The sequence below is a fragment of the Marinoscillum sp. genome (assembly GCF_965229915.1).
Lineage (GTDB): Bacteria > Bacteroidota > Bacteroidia > Cytophagales > Cyclobacteriaceae > Marinoscillum.
The window spans coordinates 2,484,320-2,500,523 of the sequence record NZ_CBDDJZ010000001.1 but is presented as its reverse complement, the minus strand read 5'-3'; the positions used below and the strand labels follow the sequence as shown (position 1 = coordinate 2,500,523).

Genomic DNA, 16,204 nt, shown 5'->3' with positions numbered 1-16,204 from the left:
AGAAGAGGGATCAAGTTGTTGATCCCTCTTTTTTTTGCTGGAAGTGTTCATAAATAACTTGCGCCTTTGAAGGCCCTATGATTGATGCCAGTTCTTCCTGAGAAGCATCTGCAATGCGTTTGATGCTCTTTAGGTGGCTCAAAAGTTGCTGTTTAGTGCTAGGGCCGATTCCTTTAATGGTGTCGAGTTCAGATTGAATAGATGCCTTGCTACGTTTTTGTCTGTGGAAGGTAATGGCAAATCGGTGAGCTTCATCTCTGAGATGTTGTATTAGCTTTAATGAAGGAGATTTTTTACTAATGTGTACTGGAAATTCATCTTCAGGAAAGTAGATTTCTTCTAGCCGCTTGGCTATGCCTACAATCGGAATAGCTCCATATAAGTCTAGTTCTTTCAATGACTGACAAGCTGAACTCAATTGTCCTTTGCCTCCATCAATGATAATCAGGTTGGGGTATGGAAGGCTTTCTTCTTTTAGATGCCTGTACCGCCTAAAGACTACTTCTCTCATACTGGCAAAGTCGTCAGGACCTACTACGGTCTTCACATTAAACTTGCGATAGTCTTTTTTGGACGGCTTCCCATTTTTGAAGCAGACCATTGATGATACTGGGTTGGTTCCCTGGATGTTACTGTTATCAAAACACTCAATGAGTTTTGGTAATTCTTTTAGCCCAAGGTCACTTTGAAGAATGGCTAACACTTTTTCCTTGGGGCTGGTAGACTCATTCTTTCTCTTGATCTTTTCTGTTCGGAAGAATGAACTATTCTTAATGGATAAGTCCAGTAGTTTGCGCTTATCACCGATTTTTGGATGGATGATCTCTACAGAGCCCCAGGCTTCTATTTCTTTATTCGTCAAAATCTCATTCGTTTCACTAGCAAACTGAGTTCTTAGTTCAAACAAAAGGACCTGCAGAAATTCGTTCTCCGGCTCATTTAGTTTTGGTTTAGCTTCGATGGTTTCAGAAATACGAATAGAACCGTGTTCTACTTTCATGAAGTTGACAAAATAGCTGTCCTGATCCTTCAGCACTCCAAATACATCTATGTTGTTCAGTTTTGGATTAACGATAAGCGATTTGGACTGGAATTTCTCTAACAGGTCCAACTTGTCCTTATAGAGCTGAGCTGATTCAAATTTTAGGTTACTGGCTGCGTCATTCATCAACTCTTTGTAATTCTGACGAACCACTGAAATATTCCCTTTAAGGATATCTTTGGCAGATTCTATGTCTTTTTGATAGTCATCTTCACTTTGTAAACCTTCACAAGGTCCCAGGCAGTTGCCAATATGATATTCCAGACACACTTTAAATTTGCCCGATGTGATATTTCTTTCACTAAGATTTAAACTGCAAGTACGGATGGTGTAAAGTTTTCGAATCAGATCCAGTACGCCATTCATAGCTTTTACACTGGTGTAAGGCCCAAAATAGGTTCCCTGAGACTGTATGATACGTCGGGTGGAAAATATCCTTGGGAAGCGTTCGTTGGTCACACAAATACTCGGGAAGCTCTTGTCATCCTTAAGTAGGATATTGTACTTCGGTTGGTTCTCCTTGATTAAACTGTTTTCAAGAAGAAGTGCGTCAAACTCACTGTTAACTATGACTATTTCTATGCTATCGATCTCACGAACTAGCTTTACCGTTTTTCGATTATGATCAGAACTTTTGTTGAAATAACTGGCTACACGTTTGGAAAGGCTTTTGGCTTTACCGACATATATGATCGTGTTTTCCTGGTTGTAAAACTTATAGACACCCGGTTGATTGGGTAATTGGTTGTATTCTTTGGTAGAAAACTTTTGAGATTGCATTATTGGAAATCGTCCATACTTGGCAAATCTGCTGACAAGGTATCTGAAGGCTGAGTTAGGTTATCATATTTGGAACAATCCAATTCAACCGTAATTGGTTTCACTGGTCTTGGAAATTCTCCTTTTTCTATTCCCAAAGTTGGGTCAGCATAAACCTTTGTCATGAATCTTTCCCAGATTGGCATAGCCGTCCTGGCACCCTGACCCATGGGCCAGTACTTGAAGTGGATCGATCTGTCGTCACCACCTACCCACGCCCCAGCGGCCAGATCTTTGGTTACGCCCATAAACCAACCGTCAGAAGCATTTTGAGTTGTCCCTGTTTTGGCGGCTATTTCGTTATTTACACGAAGCTCCCGATCTAATGCCATACCTGTACCTCCTGGTTCCTCGGTGGTTCCTTTGAGCATGTGGAGCATGACATAGGCCGTTTGCTCATTGAGCGCTTCTCGAGTCTCAGGTACAAATTGCTGAATGACGTTTCCATTTTGATCTTCGATTCTGGAGATGTAGAATGGCTGAGTATAAACCCCCTTATTCACAAATGTGGCATAAGCTCCAAGCATTTCGTAGAGACTCACATCACTCACCCCTAAAGCTAAGGATGGAACGGCAGCCAAATCACTGTCAATACCCATTCTGTGTGCATAGTCTACTACCGTTTGAGGTGTGACCTTATCCATTACATAAGCGGTGATACTGTTAACAGAACGTGCCATTGCCTGCCGAATGGTCATTGTTTCACCTGAAAACTTGCCGTTGGCATTTTCTGGCTGCCAGGCTTCCTGACCTGGAATAGCTATGGTTACAGAGGCATCCACTACCTGCTGACACGGGGACCATCCATTGTCTATTGCCACTGTGTAAATGAAAGGCTTGAAGGTAGAACCAGGCTGTCTTTTGCCGTAGCGCACGTGATCAAACTTGAAGTACTTGTGATTGATGCCGCCAACCCATGCTTTGATGTGACCATTTTTTGGATCCATAGCCATGAATCCCGCTTGCAGGAAGTGCTTATAATACGCTAGCGAATCGTAAACACTAAAAAGCGTATCCTTCTCGCCTTCCCAGCTAAATACTGTCATGGGTTGTTTGAGATTAAGGTAGTATTCAATGGAGTCATTATTATCCTCAAATCGGTCTGAAAGTCCGCGGTACTGTGATGTTTTTTTAATAGCATCCTGAAGGAATCCCTCCATCTCGTTTCCTTCCTTATCAATCCATGGAGCATCACCTTGTAAATGATTGAAAAATATTTGCTGCAAAGTATCCATCGCTTCTGCCATTGCTTCCTCAGCGTATTGTTGCATCCGACTATCGATAGTGGTGTAGATTTTGAGTCCATCGTCGTATAGGTCGTATCCATGATCCTTGCTCCAGGCAAGAAGATCTCTACCGATGACAGACCTAAAGTAAGTGGCGAGTCCTTCATTATGGTTGTCTACTTTATAATTCAACCCAAAATCTGATACTTTTAAAGAATCAAAAGCTACTTTGTCGATCTGTCCATATTTATACAGATTATACAGGATTTCCCTTCTCTTCGCTTGTGCATTTTCTGGATTGTACACAGGGTTATAGCGAGTAGGTGCATTAATGGAACCGATTAGTATGGCGGCTTCTTTGTATTCTATCTGTGATGGAAGCTTATTAAAGAAGGTGTTGGCTGCCACTTTGATTCCATAGGAATTACTGCCGTACTCTACAGTATTGAGATACATGGCAAGGATTTCCTCCTTTGTATAGGATTTCTCCAGTTGAACGGCAATAATCCATTCTTTCAGTTTGGTGATGAATTGTCCTAACCCATTGATTTCATATAAACTGCCTTGATTGGCGGAAGAGGTTTTATAAAGGTTTTCTGCAAGCTGCATGGTGATGGTTGATCCACCTCCTTGAAAGCTAAAAGTCAATTTACCAATGATGGCTCTAATCAGGCCTTTTAAATCTATACCCGAATGCTTCTTAAACCGGATGTCCTCAGTGACCAACAGTGTATTAACCAGTTCAGTTGAGAGTTCGTCATAGCTTACTGGAGTTCTGTTCTTGCGATAGTATTTACCCAAAGAAACACCATCAGCACTTATTAGCTCTGAAGACAAATCTGGGTCTGGTTTCTCTAGATCTTGCAGGCTCGGTAAACCACCAAACCAGCCATTAAAATCGTTCTTGACCATGGTAAACAGACTGAAGACCGAAACTGTACCTCCAATGAACACTATCCAAATAGCAAGAATTATGATTCGTAAGGCTTTCTTATTCATTATTTATAATGTTTATCAAAGAAGTTGAGGTACGCGTTGACATCTCTCGTCTGATAGAAGATATTAAAGTTATCCTCGGTAATGGCAAAAGTGTAAATCTTTTCACCTTTATATTTATCTGAGAAAGAGATTTCTGCCTGCATCAATTTCAAAAAGTTTTTTGCACTTGATTTTCCAGGAAAATCGTTGATTAGCACCAGGGCATTGGTTTCGTCCAGAATCAAGTTACCTGTAGTTAACCCTAAATTTTTGGACTTAATAAATTCATCCAGGTCAGTAGTGATGCCTTGTGACAGGTCATCTTTGTTAGGGTAAACTATCACAATATAGTGTCTTTGATCAAAGTACTCCACGAACTTAGCTTTGGCACTGTTGTAAAGATTGATTTGATAATCCTCACTAGCTTTCAACAGTGATTGGGCATAGGTCAGCAAATCACTATCTGGATAATTTTTTATAAAATTATTGAGTTCGTACTGGTATTTGTATTGCCCCTCCTGCTTACCAATATTCAGCACACGAAGCAATGCCAGGTTATCTTTAAAATTATTATCTGCTGACGCTTGCAATGCACTGTCTAGAATAGATTGACTCAAGGCATATTCTTCAGAATTGTATAATTCATAGGCTCTCGTGTACACCTTCTTGAGCTTTTCTGTGAGCAATTGGCTGTCTTCTCGGTATCTGGGGTTATCAATCAACTTGGAGTAGATGGAGTCTGGAAATTTCTCTTTTAAAATAGCGGCTTTTTGCTGGGCCAGAGACTCATTGCCATCTTTGTACAGGAGATAAAGTTGATACAATACTTCAGCTTCATACTCCGAATTTGGGAAACGGATCAGCAGGGATTCGAACGTTTGAATGGCGTTGGACTTTTCTTCTAATTGAAAATTATAAATATTACCGAGTTCATAAAGGGCCACTTCCACCTCACCTAGCATTTGATCGATTTGGTCCTGTGATTTTGGTACAGAGGCAATCAACTCGTCAATTCTTCCCTGGATATTATCTTCGGTAGTTTCAGAAGCATCCAAAGTTTCTGTTTCCGATTTGGTGGATTGGGCTACAGCATCGGCTCCACTTTTGGTACTTCTCCTCCAGTTATCCTCCAGTGGTCGATCTCCCCAAAGCCGCTTGAACTCAGAAGCCCCGCGTCCAAGAGCACTTGATGAGTAAAAATACCAGGTTGCACCTGACACTGGATTCGTCCCTATTAGATCGCCACTGTTCGTATCGAATGAAGAGTTTCGGGCTATGTTCTCTTTCCTGCGCTCTTCTTTCTTTCTTTTCTCTTCCTCTTTGGCAGCCTCTTCTTCGGCTACAGAGGTGGCAAGAGCCATGAGTGAGTCAGAGGGCAAGTTGGATAATGAGATCAAGCTATCGTTGGTACGGATGATGGTGATTTGTTTAACAAAGTCATCCAAGACCTCTTGACGTTGCTTAATTTTTTCATAGCCGTCTTCATCTTTGGGCATGCTGGTGACGGTACTGTCATAGTAAGCTTGTGCGAGTTCAAAGTTTTTAAGGCTATCGTAATAGATTTGACCTAGTTTCAGGTAAGAGTAGGCTTTTTGCCGCTGGTTATTAACTGAAGTTTGGACAGATTCTTTGTAAAACCCAATGGCCTCATTCAGGTTACCCTGTTTCAGTTCGAAATTGGCCATCTCGTAGTAGATCTTATCCTTGTATTCTTTGTTTTTTGTGTCTTTGAGTAGTTTCCGGAAATATTTTCTAATCTTCTTGACATCCCCAGAGCTGGTGAGCTCACTAACCTGAGCCATGTTCAATTTGGTGTAGAATTCCAGTTCATATTCTGGTCCGTTTTTCAGACATGACTGGTAGTAATTATATGCCTCAGCTTCAAATCCCAACTGTTGATAGACCTGACCAATGATGAAATCGATGCGAGCCCGTTCTTGTCCTCTATTCATTAGGGCTTCCGCTTCCACCAGATGTTTGACCAGTTGATCCAGGTCGTCTCGTTTCTGATACAAATAAGCCCTCGCCATGCTGAGTTCTCTCCTATTTTTCGAACTAAGATCCTCCTTTTTCAAAAAGTCTGATACGACAATGGCATTGTTAATCTCATTGAAATCCACAAAAGTTTTAATCAATTCGATTAGCGCTTCATGTCTGGCGTCATCGTCTTCACCTTCTTTATTTACATATTTGAATGTTTCTATAGCATCTGCATATTCCAGTGCGTAGTAGCGAGCTTTGCCAACTAGCACGTATGAATCATCCTCCCATCGGGAGCCTTCATGACGCTGGATGGCGATGGAAGCTTTTTCCACACAGTCGTTTATTTGTTCTTCCAGGCTTTTGGCATCATTGGAATCAACCGGCACATAAATGGGTAAGACTTTGTTGTAATTCCATTGAAAGCCTTCGTACAAGGAGGTTTCTATCTCCTTCATGCGCTCATTGGCAATAAAGTAGGCGTTGTAGTGAGCGGTCAGGTTGTGATAGGACGAACCGATTGGATTACTGCTGTATGTGGAACATCCAGCAACTACCACCGTAATAAAGACTAAATAAATGATGAGATTCCTTCGCACAATAGATATTTGCAAATTAACGTATATCCCTACAGAATCTTGTAAAGATAAACAGTCGGGTTTCAATATATTTGAGCCTCATTAAATTTCAGCTATTTGGCACCAAAGAAGACTATATCAAACTGGCTTACCAACAGATACTTACTCATTATTAGAAATGAGGAGAATTTTGCTGAGAAAAAGACCATAAGATTCAATTATGCTCGGGCGTTGTTAGTAGCAACTGCGGGTTTTCTCTTGACCATGGCCTTTTCAGTGTATTTGGTGACAGTAGTGTTGGAAGAGTGGCTGGATCCTCGCTTTGCCATGATGCAATCCAACAGGCAACTGGTAGATCTCACAATGAAGATCGATTCATTAGAGTACGAAATTGCCTTAAAGGATCAGTATATGACCAATATTCGTAAGATTATTGGTGGTGAGGTGACTACTGCTGAAACCATGGAGGATTTTGATGAGAATACCCTATCCAATCCTGAGGTAGGCTTCAGGGAGAGTATCCAACCGATAGACTCACAGTTTCGTGCGGAGTTTGAGCAACAGGATATAGGTGTCTTGACTTATCAAACATCCCGATCCGACGAGTTTAGAGAGCTATTTTTGTTTACTCCGATGGAAGGAATGGTTACTGATGAGTTCAACCCCAAGAGTGATCACTATGGGGTGGATATCGTAGCTAAAGAAAATGAACCAGTGAAATGTGCCGCAGATGGAGTGGTGATTTTTTCCTCCTGGACACTAGATAGCGGTTATGTGATTGGAGTTCAACATCGGGGCAACTTAATTTCTGTGTATAAACACAATTCGGAAATATTAAAAAACGTTGGTAATTTTGTAAGCGGAGGAGAAATTATTGCGATCATTGGCAATACAGGAGAGCTTACATCAGGACCACACTTGCATTTTGAGTTGTGGCAAAATGGAAACCCAGTGAATCCACAGGAATATGTCGCCTTCTAAAGAAAATAAAAAAGAACCCATGTTTAATAAGCAGGAACAGAAAGTAGCAGAAGAATTGAGTAACTCCAGCAATATTATTGGAAAGGGAACCATCCTGGAGGGAAATCTTGAGACCTTTGGAAACATTCGTATTGAAGGAAAGGTGATAGGTAATATCAAGACTAAGTCCAAAGCTGCTTTTGGCCAATCATCTCAAGTGGATGGTAGTGTTTTGGCTCAGAATGCAGAAATAGCTGGGCACATTACTGGTACAGTAGAAGTGACCGAGATCCTGGTCCTGAAACCGACAGCAGTAATTGATGGAGATATCATTACCAACAAGCTGATTGTGGAGTCTGGAGCTGCCTTCAATGGTAGCTGTAAAATGGGAGTGAAAAGTAAAGAAATCAAAATTGGCAAAGCAGAAGGAGAAGACAAACCGCTCCTCAAAGCCCAATCCTGAGGAAGGCTTTAAGTTCAAGCCTGATAACGCCTACATTAAATACACTAGTTTGGGGTTTCAGATGATTGCTACCATCCTTTTAGGAGTCTTTGGTGGCATGTATCTGGATGAGTATTTCGAAATGAGTTTTCCTGCATTTACTGCGGGACTATCTTTATTCTCGGTGATTGCCTCCATGTATCTTGCCATTAAGGAACTAATCCAATGAAATTATTCGCCCGGTTAACGCCGATTCATATCGTATTTACCTGTTTGCTTGGTTTGATCAGCTTTTTCGTTCAGCAAAGTAGTTTGGCCAAATACATCCATGGAGCAGTTTGGGGCACTTTAGCATTTTATTTTATCCAGGGTCTGATCATCAATCTGGCTATTGACTGGGCAAAAAGAAATAGCACGGATAAATTACATCTCTTTCTCCTTGGTTCTGTGGCCTTTAGGCTGCTCACTTCTATTTTTGCTTGTATCTTTGTGCTGCTAATCGGAATCGACGCTCAGCAGTTGTTTATTATCAACTTCTTTGCTGTTTATTTAGTCTATTTAGTCTTTGAAATGACGACTCTTGTGGCTAATTTGCGGCCGAATTTGAGTAGCCAATAATATTTTATCAGAAAACCTTTGAAAATGGGCGTTTCCTTGAGGAAAATCATCGGACTTGCTGGTCTTGTTACCCTTTTGACATTTGCAGGTCTCAATAAATCACTTGCTGCAGGAGGAGAGGGCGAATCTTTCAGCCCTGGGGAGATGATCACCCACCACATCACTGATGACTATGTGTGGCATTTCTTTGATGGTCACTATGGCACTCTTTACTTGCCAGTGATTCTATATACAGACAATGGAGTGGAAGTATTTTCTTCAAGCAACTTCTACAATGACGATCATGAGCAAGTAGCCTATGGTAACTATGAGATTGATCATGGTCACATCAAAACGCTTGACGGCACCTCAGTAATAGATGTATCCATCACCAAGAATGTTGCCTCTATGTTTGTGAGTATCATTCTCATGTTATTGGTGTTTTTATCAATCGCTAAGTCATACAAAAGAAATCCTGGAGAGGCGCCGAGAGGCTTGCAGTCATTCTTTGAGCCAATCATTCTCTTTATTAAAGACGAAATTGCTATCCCGAATATCGGGGAGAAAAAGTATAAGAAGTTCTTACCGTTTTTATTGACTTTATTTTTCTTCATCTGGTTCAACAATTTGCTGGGCTTGATGCCAGGTGGAGCTAACCTCACTGGAAATATCTCAGTGACCTTTGTGTTGGCATTCATCGTGTTGATCATTACGCTGGCGAGCTCTGGTAAGGCTTATTGGCAGCACATCTTCGCTATGCCAGGTGTACCAAAGCCGATCTTGTTGATCCTGATCCCTATTGAACTTATCGGTATATTAACCAAGCCATTCTCCTTGATGGTTCGACTTTTTGCTAACATCACAGCGGGTCACATCATCATCTTGAGCTTGTTGAGTTTGATCTTCATTTTCGAAAGTGTTTGGATTGCACCTGCGAGTGTAGCCTTTTCAATATTTATGAATTTTCTTGAGCTGTTTGTGGCGTTGCTACAGGCATATATTTTCACTTTGCTTTCAGCGATGTATTTCGGTGCAGCTGTGGAAGAAGCTCATCACTAATAGTTTGAATGTTTAATTCTTAATTATACAAATTATGTTAGCTAGTTTATTAATGGACATGAGCTTGGCAATTATGGGCGCTGGTATCGGTGCTGGTCTGGTTGCGATAGGCGCTGGATTAGGTATTGGTAAAATCGGTGGTTCTGCTATGGAATCTATCGCTAGACAGCCAGAAGCTGGAGGTAAGATTCAAACTGCAATGATTATTGCGGCGGCTCTTATCGAGGGTGTTGCCCTGTTCGGTGTGGTAGTTTGTCTACTGATATCGTTCAAGTCATAAGACATTAAGTCCTCCCGGATAGCGGGGGGACTTTGCTTTTTTAACAAACAATCTAGAATAAAGATATGGAACTGGTAACTCCTGGTATTGGTCTAATCGTTTGGCAAGCAGTTGCTTTTATCATCGTACTGTTGATCTTGAGAGCATTTGCATGGAATCCAATCATGAGTGCGTTAAGAACCAGAGAAGGTCTGATCGAAGATTCATTGAAAGCAGCGGAAAACGCCAAAGCTGAGATGGAGCAGGTCAAGATGGACAATGAGTACTTGATGCAAGAAGCAAAAATAGAGCGAGATAAATTGCTCAAAGACGCACAAGCAATAGCTAACAAAATTAAGGAAGACGCAAAAAATGAGACTTCTGTTATCGCTGACAAGATGATCGCTGATGCAAAGGCAACAATCGAATCGGAAAAGAAAACAGCATTGGCTGAGGTGAAAAACCTCGTGGCTAGTTTGTCTCTTGAAATATCCGAAAAACTTCTGAGAGAAAAGCTTTCAGACGACAAGTCACAGAAGGCACTTATTGACAAGTTTTTGAAAGAAGTAAAAGTAAACTAAGATGTCAATCACCAGAATAGCGGTTAGATACGCCAAGCCTTTGTTAGAGCTGGCTGAAGAGAAAGGTTCACTAGAAGCCGTGCGCTCAGACATGCAAGGTTTTACTGAACTCTGCAAAGCTAATCGCGACTTTGTGGCCATGTTGAAGAGCCCGATCATTCCTAACTTGAAGAAGGCTCAGATATTGAAATCCATCTTTGATAAGAAAGTGGATGCCCTTACGGCTTTATTCTTCGACATAGTGGCGCGAAAAAACAGGGAGCAATACTTACCGGAGATAGCTAAAGAGTTCGTTGCTCTTTACAACCAGAAAATGGGATACCAGGAGGCTACTGTTACTACAGCCATCGCCATAGATGATAGTGAACGAAAGACATTTGAGAAATTGGTGGCGGATATCTCTGGTAAGAAACCTTTGTTATCTGAGAAAGTAAATCCAGAGTTGATCGGAGGTTATCGATTGAGCCTTGGTGATCGACAAATAGATGAAAGCATAAGTGGTCAATTGAAAGACCTAAAACTGAAGTTCCAAAAAGAAACGATTTAATCAAACCCCGTCCTTAGGACACAAAAGAATAAAACTATGGCAGATGTTCGACCTGACGAAGTTTCAGCGATATTGAGAGAGCAGCTCTCTAACTCAAAGACAGAGGCTGAGCTGGAGGAAGTTGGAACCGTACTTCAAGTAGGTGATGGTGTAGCGAGAATCTATGGTTTAACTAAAGCACAAGCTGGTGAACTTCTTGAGTTCGAAAATGGCTTGAAAGCAATGGTACTAAACCTTGAAGAAGATAACGTAGGAGCTGTACTACTTGGAGATTCTCAAGAAGTAAAAGAAGGTGACACTGTAAAACGAACAGGCTTGATTGCTTCCATCAAAGTAGGTGATGGTATGAGTGGTCGAGTGGTCGATACACTAGGTAATCCTATTGATGGAAAAGGCGCTTTGGAAGGCGATCTATATGAGATGCCTATCGAACGAAAAGCTCCTGGTGTAATCTACAGAGAGCCAGTAAGTGAGCCAATGCAAACGGGTATCAAGGCAATAGACTCGATGATTCCTATTGGTAGAGGTCAGCGTGAGTTGATCATTGGTGACCGTCAGACTGGTAAAACTGCCGTAGCGATTGATACCATCATCAATCAGAAAGAATTTTATGATAGAGGCGAGCCTGTGTACTGTATTTATGTGGCAGTTGGTCAGAAAGCTTCTACTGTAGCCGGTATCCAGGCGGCTTTGGAGAAAGCTGGAGCAATGGCTTACACCACGATTGTGAGTGCTGCTGCTTCTGATCCTGCTCCAATGCAGTTCTTCGCGCCATTTGCAGGAGCTGCTATTGGTGAGTACTTCAGAGATACTGGTCGTCCTGCATTGGTTGTTTATGATGACCTTTCCAAGCAGGCGGTTTCTTACCGTGAGGTATCCCTACTTCTCAGAAGACCTCCAGGGCGTGAAGCATATCCTGGTGATGTATTCTACCTTCACTCAAGACTACTGGAAAGAGCAGCGAAAATCATCAACAATGATGAGATCGCTTCTAAAATGAATGACCTTCCAGAATCACTTAAAGGAAAAGTAAAAGGTGGAGGATCATTGACAGCTCTTCCGATCATCGAAACACAAGCTGGTGATGTGTCTGCCTACATCCCTACCAATGTGATCTCGATTACTGATGGACAGATCTTTTTGGAGACGAACCTCTTCAACTCTGGTATCAGACCAGCAATTAACGTAGGTATCTCGGTATCACGTGTGGGTGGTTCTGCGCAGATTAAATCCATGAAGAAAGTATCTGGTACTTTGAAGCTAGATCAGGCTCAGTTCCGTGAACTAGAAGCATTTGCTAAGTTCGGATCTGACCTGGATGCTGCGACTAAACGTACGATCGATAGAGGAAGAAGAAACCAGGAAATCCTGAAGCAACCTCAGTACTCTCCTTCTCCTGTAGAAGAGCAAGTGGCGATCATCTTCGCATCTACTAAAGGTTATTTGGATAAAGTACCTGAAAATAAAGTAAAAGAATTCGAATCTGAATTTGTCTCCATCATGAGAAACTCCCACAAAGATGTGTTGGAGTCACTTAGAGCTGGCAAGTTGGAAGATTCATCTACTGAAACAATTGCTACGGTAGCAAAAGATCTAGCATCTAGATACAACTAAGAACTAGACCGAAATGGCAAACCTTAAGGAAGTAAAAGGAAGAATTCAATCTGTCACTTCAACGCAGCAGATCACTAAAGCGATGAAGATGGTGGCGGCAGCTAAGCTGAGAAGAGCTCAGGATCGTATTACTCAGATGCGTCCATATTCTCAAAAGCTTTCTGCAATCATCTCCAATGTTTCTGCAGGTGTGGATAGTTTGCAGATTGACAATCCATATGCTGAAGTCAGAGATGTGTCCAAAGTGCTGATTGTAGTGGTTACTTCAGATAGAGGACTTTGCGGTGGCTTCAACAGTAGCATTTTCAAGGCGACCAAAGCACTAATCGCTCAGAAGTATGCTGATCTGGAAGCAGCTGGAAATGTGGTGTTGATGCCAATTGGAAAGAAAGCATTTGACCATTTCTCCAAGAGAGGTTACAACGTCATAGGGGAGTATGCCGGGATGTTTCATCAATTGGATTTTGGTCATGTGATGGAGGCAGCGGAGCATGCCATGAAATCTTTTGTTTCTGGAGAATTTGATAAGGTTGAAATTGTCTACAACGAGTTCAAAAACGTAGCAACTCAAATTATCAGACAAGAGCAGTTCTTACCTATCCAGAATGAGGAAACTGAAGAAGAGCGAGGTTCTTCAGATGCTATTGATTATCTCTATGAGCCTAGTCAAGAGTTTATCTTTGCGGAGATTGTTCCTAAGTCTTTGCATATTCAGTTTTACAAGACGCTACTTGAGTCCAATGCTTCTGAGCAGGGGGCTAGAATGACTGCAATGGATCAGGCAACAGATAACGCTGGTGAGTTGTTGAAAGAGCTGAAGTTGACTTATAACAGAACGCGCCAGGCGGCTATTACCAAGGAGATTCTGGAAATCGTTGGTGGTGCTGAGGCGTTGGCGCAAGGTGGATAATTAGAGATCCCAATGGATCGTTTCTATAAGTATTTAAGATGGCTCTCATTGGACATTGTCGTGGGAGCCATCTTTTTTTTAGCTTACCTGGAGCGTTTTTATCAGACTACTCTGAGCTGGAATGCCTACTTCGCCCTGGCCAGCGCCATTTGGCTGATTTATACTGCAGATCATTTGCTGGATGTCAGAAGTTTGCCAAAGCCTACTAGTGCAAGACATCTCTTCCACAAGAAACACTTTAAGCTACTAGTATTGATAGCAGGCACTGTGCTTAGTCTTGGACTGCTTAATCTATACTTCGTAGAAATAGAGATCATTCGAAATGGAGCCATTCTCTCTGCAATCTGTGTGAGCTATCTATTGTTGGTTTACTTTTTCAGAAAACTGTGGATCAAGGAAGTACTGGTGGCAGTTGTGTATGCTACGGGCATTTTTATTGGTCCATGGAGTATGCTTGATGGCCTCATCACTTCTGATTTTCTGATTCTACTGCAGCTGGTAGGAATTGCCTTTCTGAACCTAATGATATTTTCTTATTACGATAGAGCGTCAGACAAACAGGATGGATTTAACTCAATCGTGTTAAGATTGCGTGAACGAAATGCACAGAGTCTGATTTATGGAATCTCCCTTCTTATTGTTGTCAGCACCTTGGTAATGGGCTTAGGACACCAAATCCAGGTGTTGTATTTAATGATGACGATGATTCTTGCCATTGTCTACCTTAAGCCCAATCAATTTGCAAAAACAGCATTGTACCGTACGGTAGGTGATGGTATTTTTTACTTACCAGGCCTTTTCTTGTTGCTATGAATTTTGACCGGGTTGCGGGGATTTATGACAGTTTAGCCAGGATCGTATTTGGGTGCAAATGGGAAACCATACAAACCTTGGCAGCTCCTGCCCTCAACGAAAAAGAGAGCATTCTGATTTTAGGTGGAGGTACTGGAGCCGTTTTGGAAGAGCTCATGTGTGAGTCTGTCATGTATGTGGAGTTATCCTCCAAAATGCTGGAGAAAGCAAGGAGGCGATCATCTAAATCAAACGTTACTTTTTATCAAGCAGATTTTTTGGAGTGGAACGCAGACCTTCAATTTGATGCCGTCTATTGCCCCTTTTTCCTGGACTGTTTTGACGAAAAGAGATTGGATCAGGTAGTAACGAAGATCAAAGGTATGCTAACTCCAGAAGGTGAACTGCAGGTACTGGATTTTCAGCGAGGAAATTGGTCTCAACGAATGATTACACAACTCATGCTGTACTTTTTTAGGATGGCTAGCGCACTACAAGCAAAAAAGCTATTGGACATTTCAAAATTCGTCCAAAACTCTGGTTTTATTAAGCGAGATGAGACTACCATGATCTCTGGATGGGTGTTTTATGCGCGATATAATCTCAACTAGCAGGTTTAGCTATGCACAGCTGAGCTCTGTCTTTTAGGTCTCGAAACCCAATCACAAAATACTCACCGCCATCTTTGATCTTCAGTTTCTTTTTTAGCTCCTCAGGCTTCTGAGGATGGTTTTTAGTGATCACATTGGCTATATCCATTGGTAAAATCCGGCCGATACTCTTTTTATTGACCTCTGTTGCCAGTACCTCCCAAACTCGTCCGGGAAAATCATCAATCAATTGATCAGAGGTGTAAAGATGTGTGTTAGTACCAAGTTTGGTGAGGTCAAATCGGTTTCCAATGAGTCTAAAAGCTCCTGCTTTTAAGATGGAAGCATTGGGGTCATAGAGGTATTTTTTTAATTCGCCCATTTGTGACCTGGCACCTAGCTCCTCTTCTTTTTTGAACTCGAATGAAGATTGCTCGGACTCCAAGTTTATGCATTTAATAATTGGTGAATTGGGATGTTCCCTCTCAAAATCTAAAAGAAAAAGCACCTCTTTTACTTCATTTTTCAAACTGACCACATGTACTTCTCTAACTTGATCCAGTTGCTTTATACCAAGCGAGATATCGATCATTGGGGCAGCTTTGACGAGGACCTGTTGAGCCTTTTGCTTGAACTGAGGAAGGAGTTCTAAGATATTGGGTGAACAATCCTCGAATCGGAATACCCGCGACTTGTTTACATCGCGCCTTGCCGGATCAACGAAGAAACATGCCTTATCAGAGAAAGAATTCAGATATGCTTCAGAAGTTAGGTTATATGTAGCAATGTTTTTTCCTAGAACCTTCTTGTTGTGCTCAAATACCTCATAGAGGTCCTTATTCATCTCTACATAATGAACCTGTTGGTACAGTTCTGCAAAAGCCAAAGTATCCACTCCCATGCCTCCTGTTAGATCCACCAGCACCTCTCCCTGAATGAGTCCGGCCTTGTAGGCTGAGGTGGCTGGTGAAGAACACTGCTCTAGTGATAACGGAGGCGGCATAATCAGGTCCCTGTTGGAGTACCAATCTGGCAGCTTGGTTTTAGCTTTTCTACGGCTGATGATTTGATCGACTATGAATTCAATGTGTTCTTTGAACTCTGCTGGAGGGTTGAGTAAGAATTTTTGGACATCAGCGTTCAAGTTGTCTGATATGAATTGCTTGACCTCCTCTCTTATGTAAGCATTGGTATTCACAGAGCAAAGAAAACGTATTATGTCTGGAAACG

Annotated in this window: 16 protein-coding genes; 12 read left to right on the top strand and 4 right to left on the bottom strand. The window is 41.8% G+C overall.

The features are described from left to right. Positions 1-10: 10 nt before the first annotated feature. From uvrC to ACO067_RS10810, 3 genes are read right to left on the bottom strand one after another with little or no spacing between them, the layout of a single operon-like run. The gene (uvrC, locus tag ACO067_RS10820; protein ID WP_421873924.1) at positions 11-1,822 is read right to left on the bottom strand and encodes an excinuclease ABC subunit UvrC; all 1,812 of its coding nucleotides are present in this window, start codon (positions 1,820-1,822) and stop codon (positions 11-13) included. Continuing rightward, positions 1,822-4,086: a transglycosylase domain-containing protein gene (locus tag ACO067_RS10815; protein WP_421873922.1), complete on the bottom strand. Its 2,265-nt coding sequence runs from the start codon at positions 4,084-4,086 to the stop codon at positions 1,822-1,824. Before ACO067_RS10815 ends, uvrC begins: the two co-directional genes overlap by 1 nt. Further along, positions 4,086-6,644 carry a tetratricopeptide repeat protein gene (locus ACO067_RS10810; protein ID WP_421873920.1) on the bottom strand — a complete coding sequence of 853 codons (2,559 nt, stop codon included), beginning with the start codon at positions 6,642-6,644 and terminating at the stop codon, positions 4,086-4,088. Before ACO067_RS10810 ends, ACO067_RS10815 begins: the two co-directional genes overlap by 1 nt. A gap of 96 nt (positions 6,645-6,740) precedes the next feature. On the opposite strand from ACO067_RS10810, the gene ACO067_RS10805 reads away from it, so the two are divergent. The 12 genes from ACO067_RS10805 to ACO067_RS10750 all read left to right on the top strand — a co-directional run bounded on the left by ACO067_RS10805 (position 6,741) and on the right by ACO067_RS10750 (position 14,995). Then, on the top strand, positions 6,741-7,604 hold the full coding sequence (locus tag ACO067_RS10805; RefSeq protein WP_421873918.1) for a M23 family metallopeptidase: 864 nt from the start codon (positions 6,741-6,743) through the stop codon (positions 7,602-7,604). 19 nt (positions 7,605-7,623) lie between these two features. Continuing rightward, positions 7,624-8,046, top strand: coding sequence for a bactofilin family protein (locus tag ACO067_RS10800; protein WP_421873917.1), 423 nt, complete (start codon positions 7,624-7,626; stop codon positions 8,044-8,046). Beyond that, positions 7,997-8,254: an AtpZ/AtpI family protein gene (locus ACO067_RS10795; RefSeq protein WP_421873915.1), complete on the top strand. Its 258-nt coding sequence runs from the start codon at positions 7,997-7,999 to the stop codon at positions 8,252-8,254. Before ACO067_RS10800 ends, ACO067_RS10795 begins: the two co-directional genes overlap by 50 nt. Further along, positions 8,251-8,643 carry a hypothetical protein gene (locus ACO067_RS10790; RefSeq protein ID WP_421873913.1) on the top strand — a complete coding sequence of 131 codons (393 nt, stop codon included), beginning with the start codon at positions 8,251-8,253 and terminating at the stop codon, positions 8,641-8,643. Before ACO067_RS10795 ends, ACO067_RS10790 begins: the two co-directional genes overlap by 4 nt. A gap of 24 nt (positions 8,644-8,667) precedes the next feature. After that, a complete protein-coding gene (atpB, locus tag ACO067_RS10785) occupies positions 8,668-9,681 on the top strand; it encodes a F0F1 ATP synthase subunit A (protein WP_421873911.1) in 1,014 nt (337 codons plus the stop codon). A gap of 34 nt (positions 9,682-9,715) precedes the next feature. Further along, positions 9,716-9,961 carry an ATP synthase F0 subunit C gene (atpE, locus tag ACO067_RS10780; protein WP_258099515.1) on the top strand — a complete coding sequence of 82 codons (246 nt, stop codon included), beginning with the start codon at positions 9,716-9,718 and terminating at the stop codon, positions 9,959-9,961. A gap of 65 nt (positions 9,962-10,026) precedes the next feature. Continuing rightward, positions 10,027-10,521 (top strand): F0F1 ATP synthase subunit B, encoded by a 495-nt coding sequence (atpF, locus tag ACO067_RS10775; protein ID WP_421873909.1) that lies wholly within the window; start codon positions 10,027-10,029, stop codon positions 10,519-10,521. A 1-nt stretch (position 10,522) separates the two neighbouring features. Next, positions 10,523-11,068, top strand: coding sequence for an ATP synthase F1 subunit delta (atpH, locus tag ACO067_RS10770; RefSeq protein ID WP_421873907.1), 546 nt, complete (start codon positions 10,523-10,525; stop codon positions 11,066-11,068). 36 nt (positions 11,069-11,104) lie between these two features. Beyond that, positions 11,105-12,682: a F0F1 ATP synthase subunit alpha gene (gene atpA / locus ACO067_RS10765; protein WP_421873905.1), complete on the top strand. Its 1,578-nt coding sequence runs from the start codon at positions 11,105-11,107 to the stop codon at positions 12,680-12,682. A 13-nt stretch (positions 12,683-12,695) separates the two neighbouring features. Beyond that, a complete protein-coding gene (gene atpG / locus ACO067_RS10760) occupies positions 12,696-13,592 on the top strand; it encodes an ATP synthase F1 subunit gamma (protein WP_421873903.1) in 897 nt (298 codons plus the stop codon). A gap of 12 nt (positions 13,593-13,604) precedes the next feature. Continuing rightward, positions 13,605-14,405: a UbiA family prenyltransferase gene (locus tag ACO067_RS10755; RefSeq protein WP_421873901.1), complete on the top strand. Its 801-nt coding sequence runs from the start codon at positions 13,605-13,607 to the stop codon at positions 14,403-14,405. Further along, positions 14,402-14,995, top strand: a complete 594-nt coding sequence (locus tag ACO067_RS10750) for a class I SAM-dependent methyltransferase (protein WP_421873899.1) — start codon at positions 14,402-14,404, stop codon at positions 14,993-14,995. The genes ACO067_RS10755 and ACO067_RS10750 overlap by 4 nt, the downstream gene beginning before the upstream one ends. On the opposite strand, the gene ACO067_RS10745 is transcribed toward ACO067_RS10750, so the two are convergent. Beyond that, entirely contained in the window at positions 14,988-16,172 is a 1,185-nt protein-coding gene (locus ACO067_RS10745; RefSeq protein WP_421873897.1) for a THUMP-like domain-containing protein, read from the bottom strand. The genes ACO067_RS10750 and ACO067_RS10745 overlap by 8 nt on opposite strands. Positions 16,173-16,204: the final 32 nt, after the last annotated feature.

Coding starts and splice junctions, on each gene's coding strand:
- uvrC (WP_421873924.1), bottom strand. CDS start 1,822: ATGCAATCTCAAAAGTTTTCTACCAAAGAATACAACCAATTACCCAAT.
- ACO067_RS10815 (WP_421873922.1), bottom strand. CDS start 4,086: ATGAATAAGAAAGCCTTACGAATCATAATTCTTGCTATTTGGATAGTG.
- ACO067_RS10800 (WP_421873917.1), top strand. CDS start 7,624: ATGTTTAATAAGCAGGAACAGAAAGTAGCAGAAGAATTGAGTAACTCC.
- ACO067_RS10790 (WP_421873913.1), top strand. CDS start 8,251: ATGAAATTATTCGCCCGGTTAACGCCGATTCATATCGTATTTACCTGT.
- atpB (WP_421873911.1), top strand. CDS start 8,668: ATGGGCGTTTCCTTGAGGAAAATCATCGGACTTGCTGGTCTTGTTACC.
- atpE (WP_258099515.1), top strand. CDS start 9,716: ATGTTAGCTAGTTTATTAATGGACATGAGCTTGGCAATTATGGGCGCT.
- atpF (WP_421873909.1), top strand. CDS start 10,027: ATGGAACTGGTAACTCCTGGTATTGGTCTAATCGTTTGGCAAGCAGTT.
- atpH (WP_421873907.1), top strand. CDS start 10,523: ATGTCAATCACCAGAATAGCGGTTAGATACGCCAAGCCTTTGTTAGAG.
- atpA (WP_421873905.1), top strand. CDS start 11,105: ATGGCAGATGTTCGACCTGACGAAGTTTCAGCGATATTGAGAGAGCAG.
- atpG (WP_421873903.1), top strand. CDS start 12,696: ATGGCAAACCTTAAGGAAGTAAAAGGAAGAATTCAATCTGTCACTTCA.
- ACO067_RS10755 (WP_421873901.1), top strand. CDS start 13,605: ATGGATCGTTTCTATAAGTATTTAAGATGGCTCTCATTGGACATTGTC.
- ACO067_RS10750 (WP_421873899.1), top strand. CDS start 14,402: ATGAATTTTGACCGGGTTGCGGGGATTTATGACAGTTTAGCCAGGATC.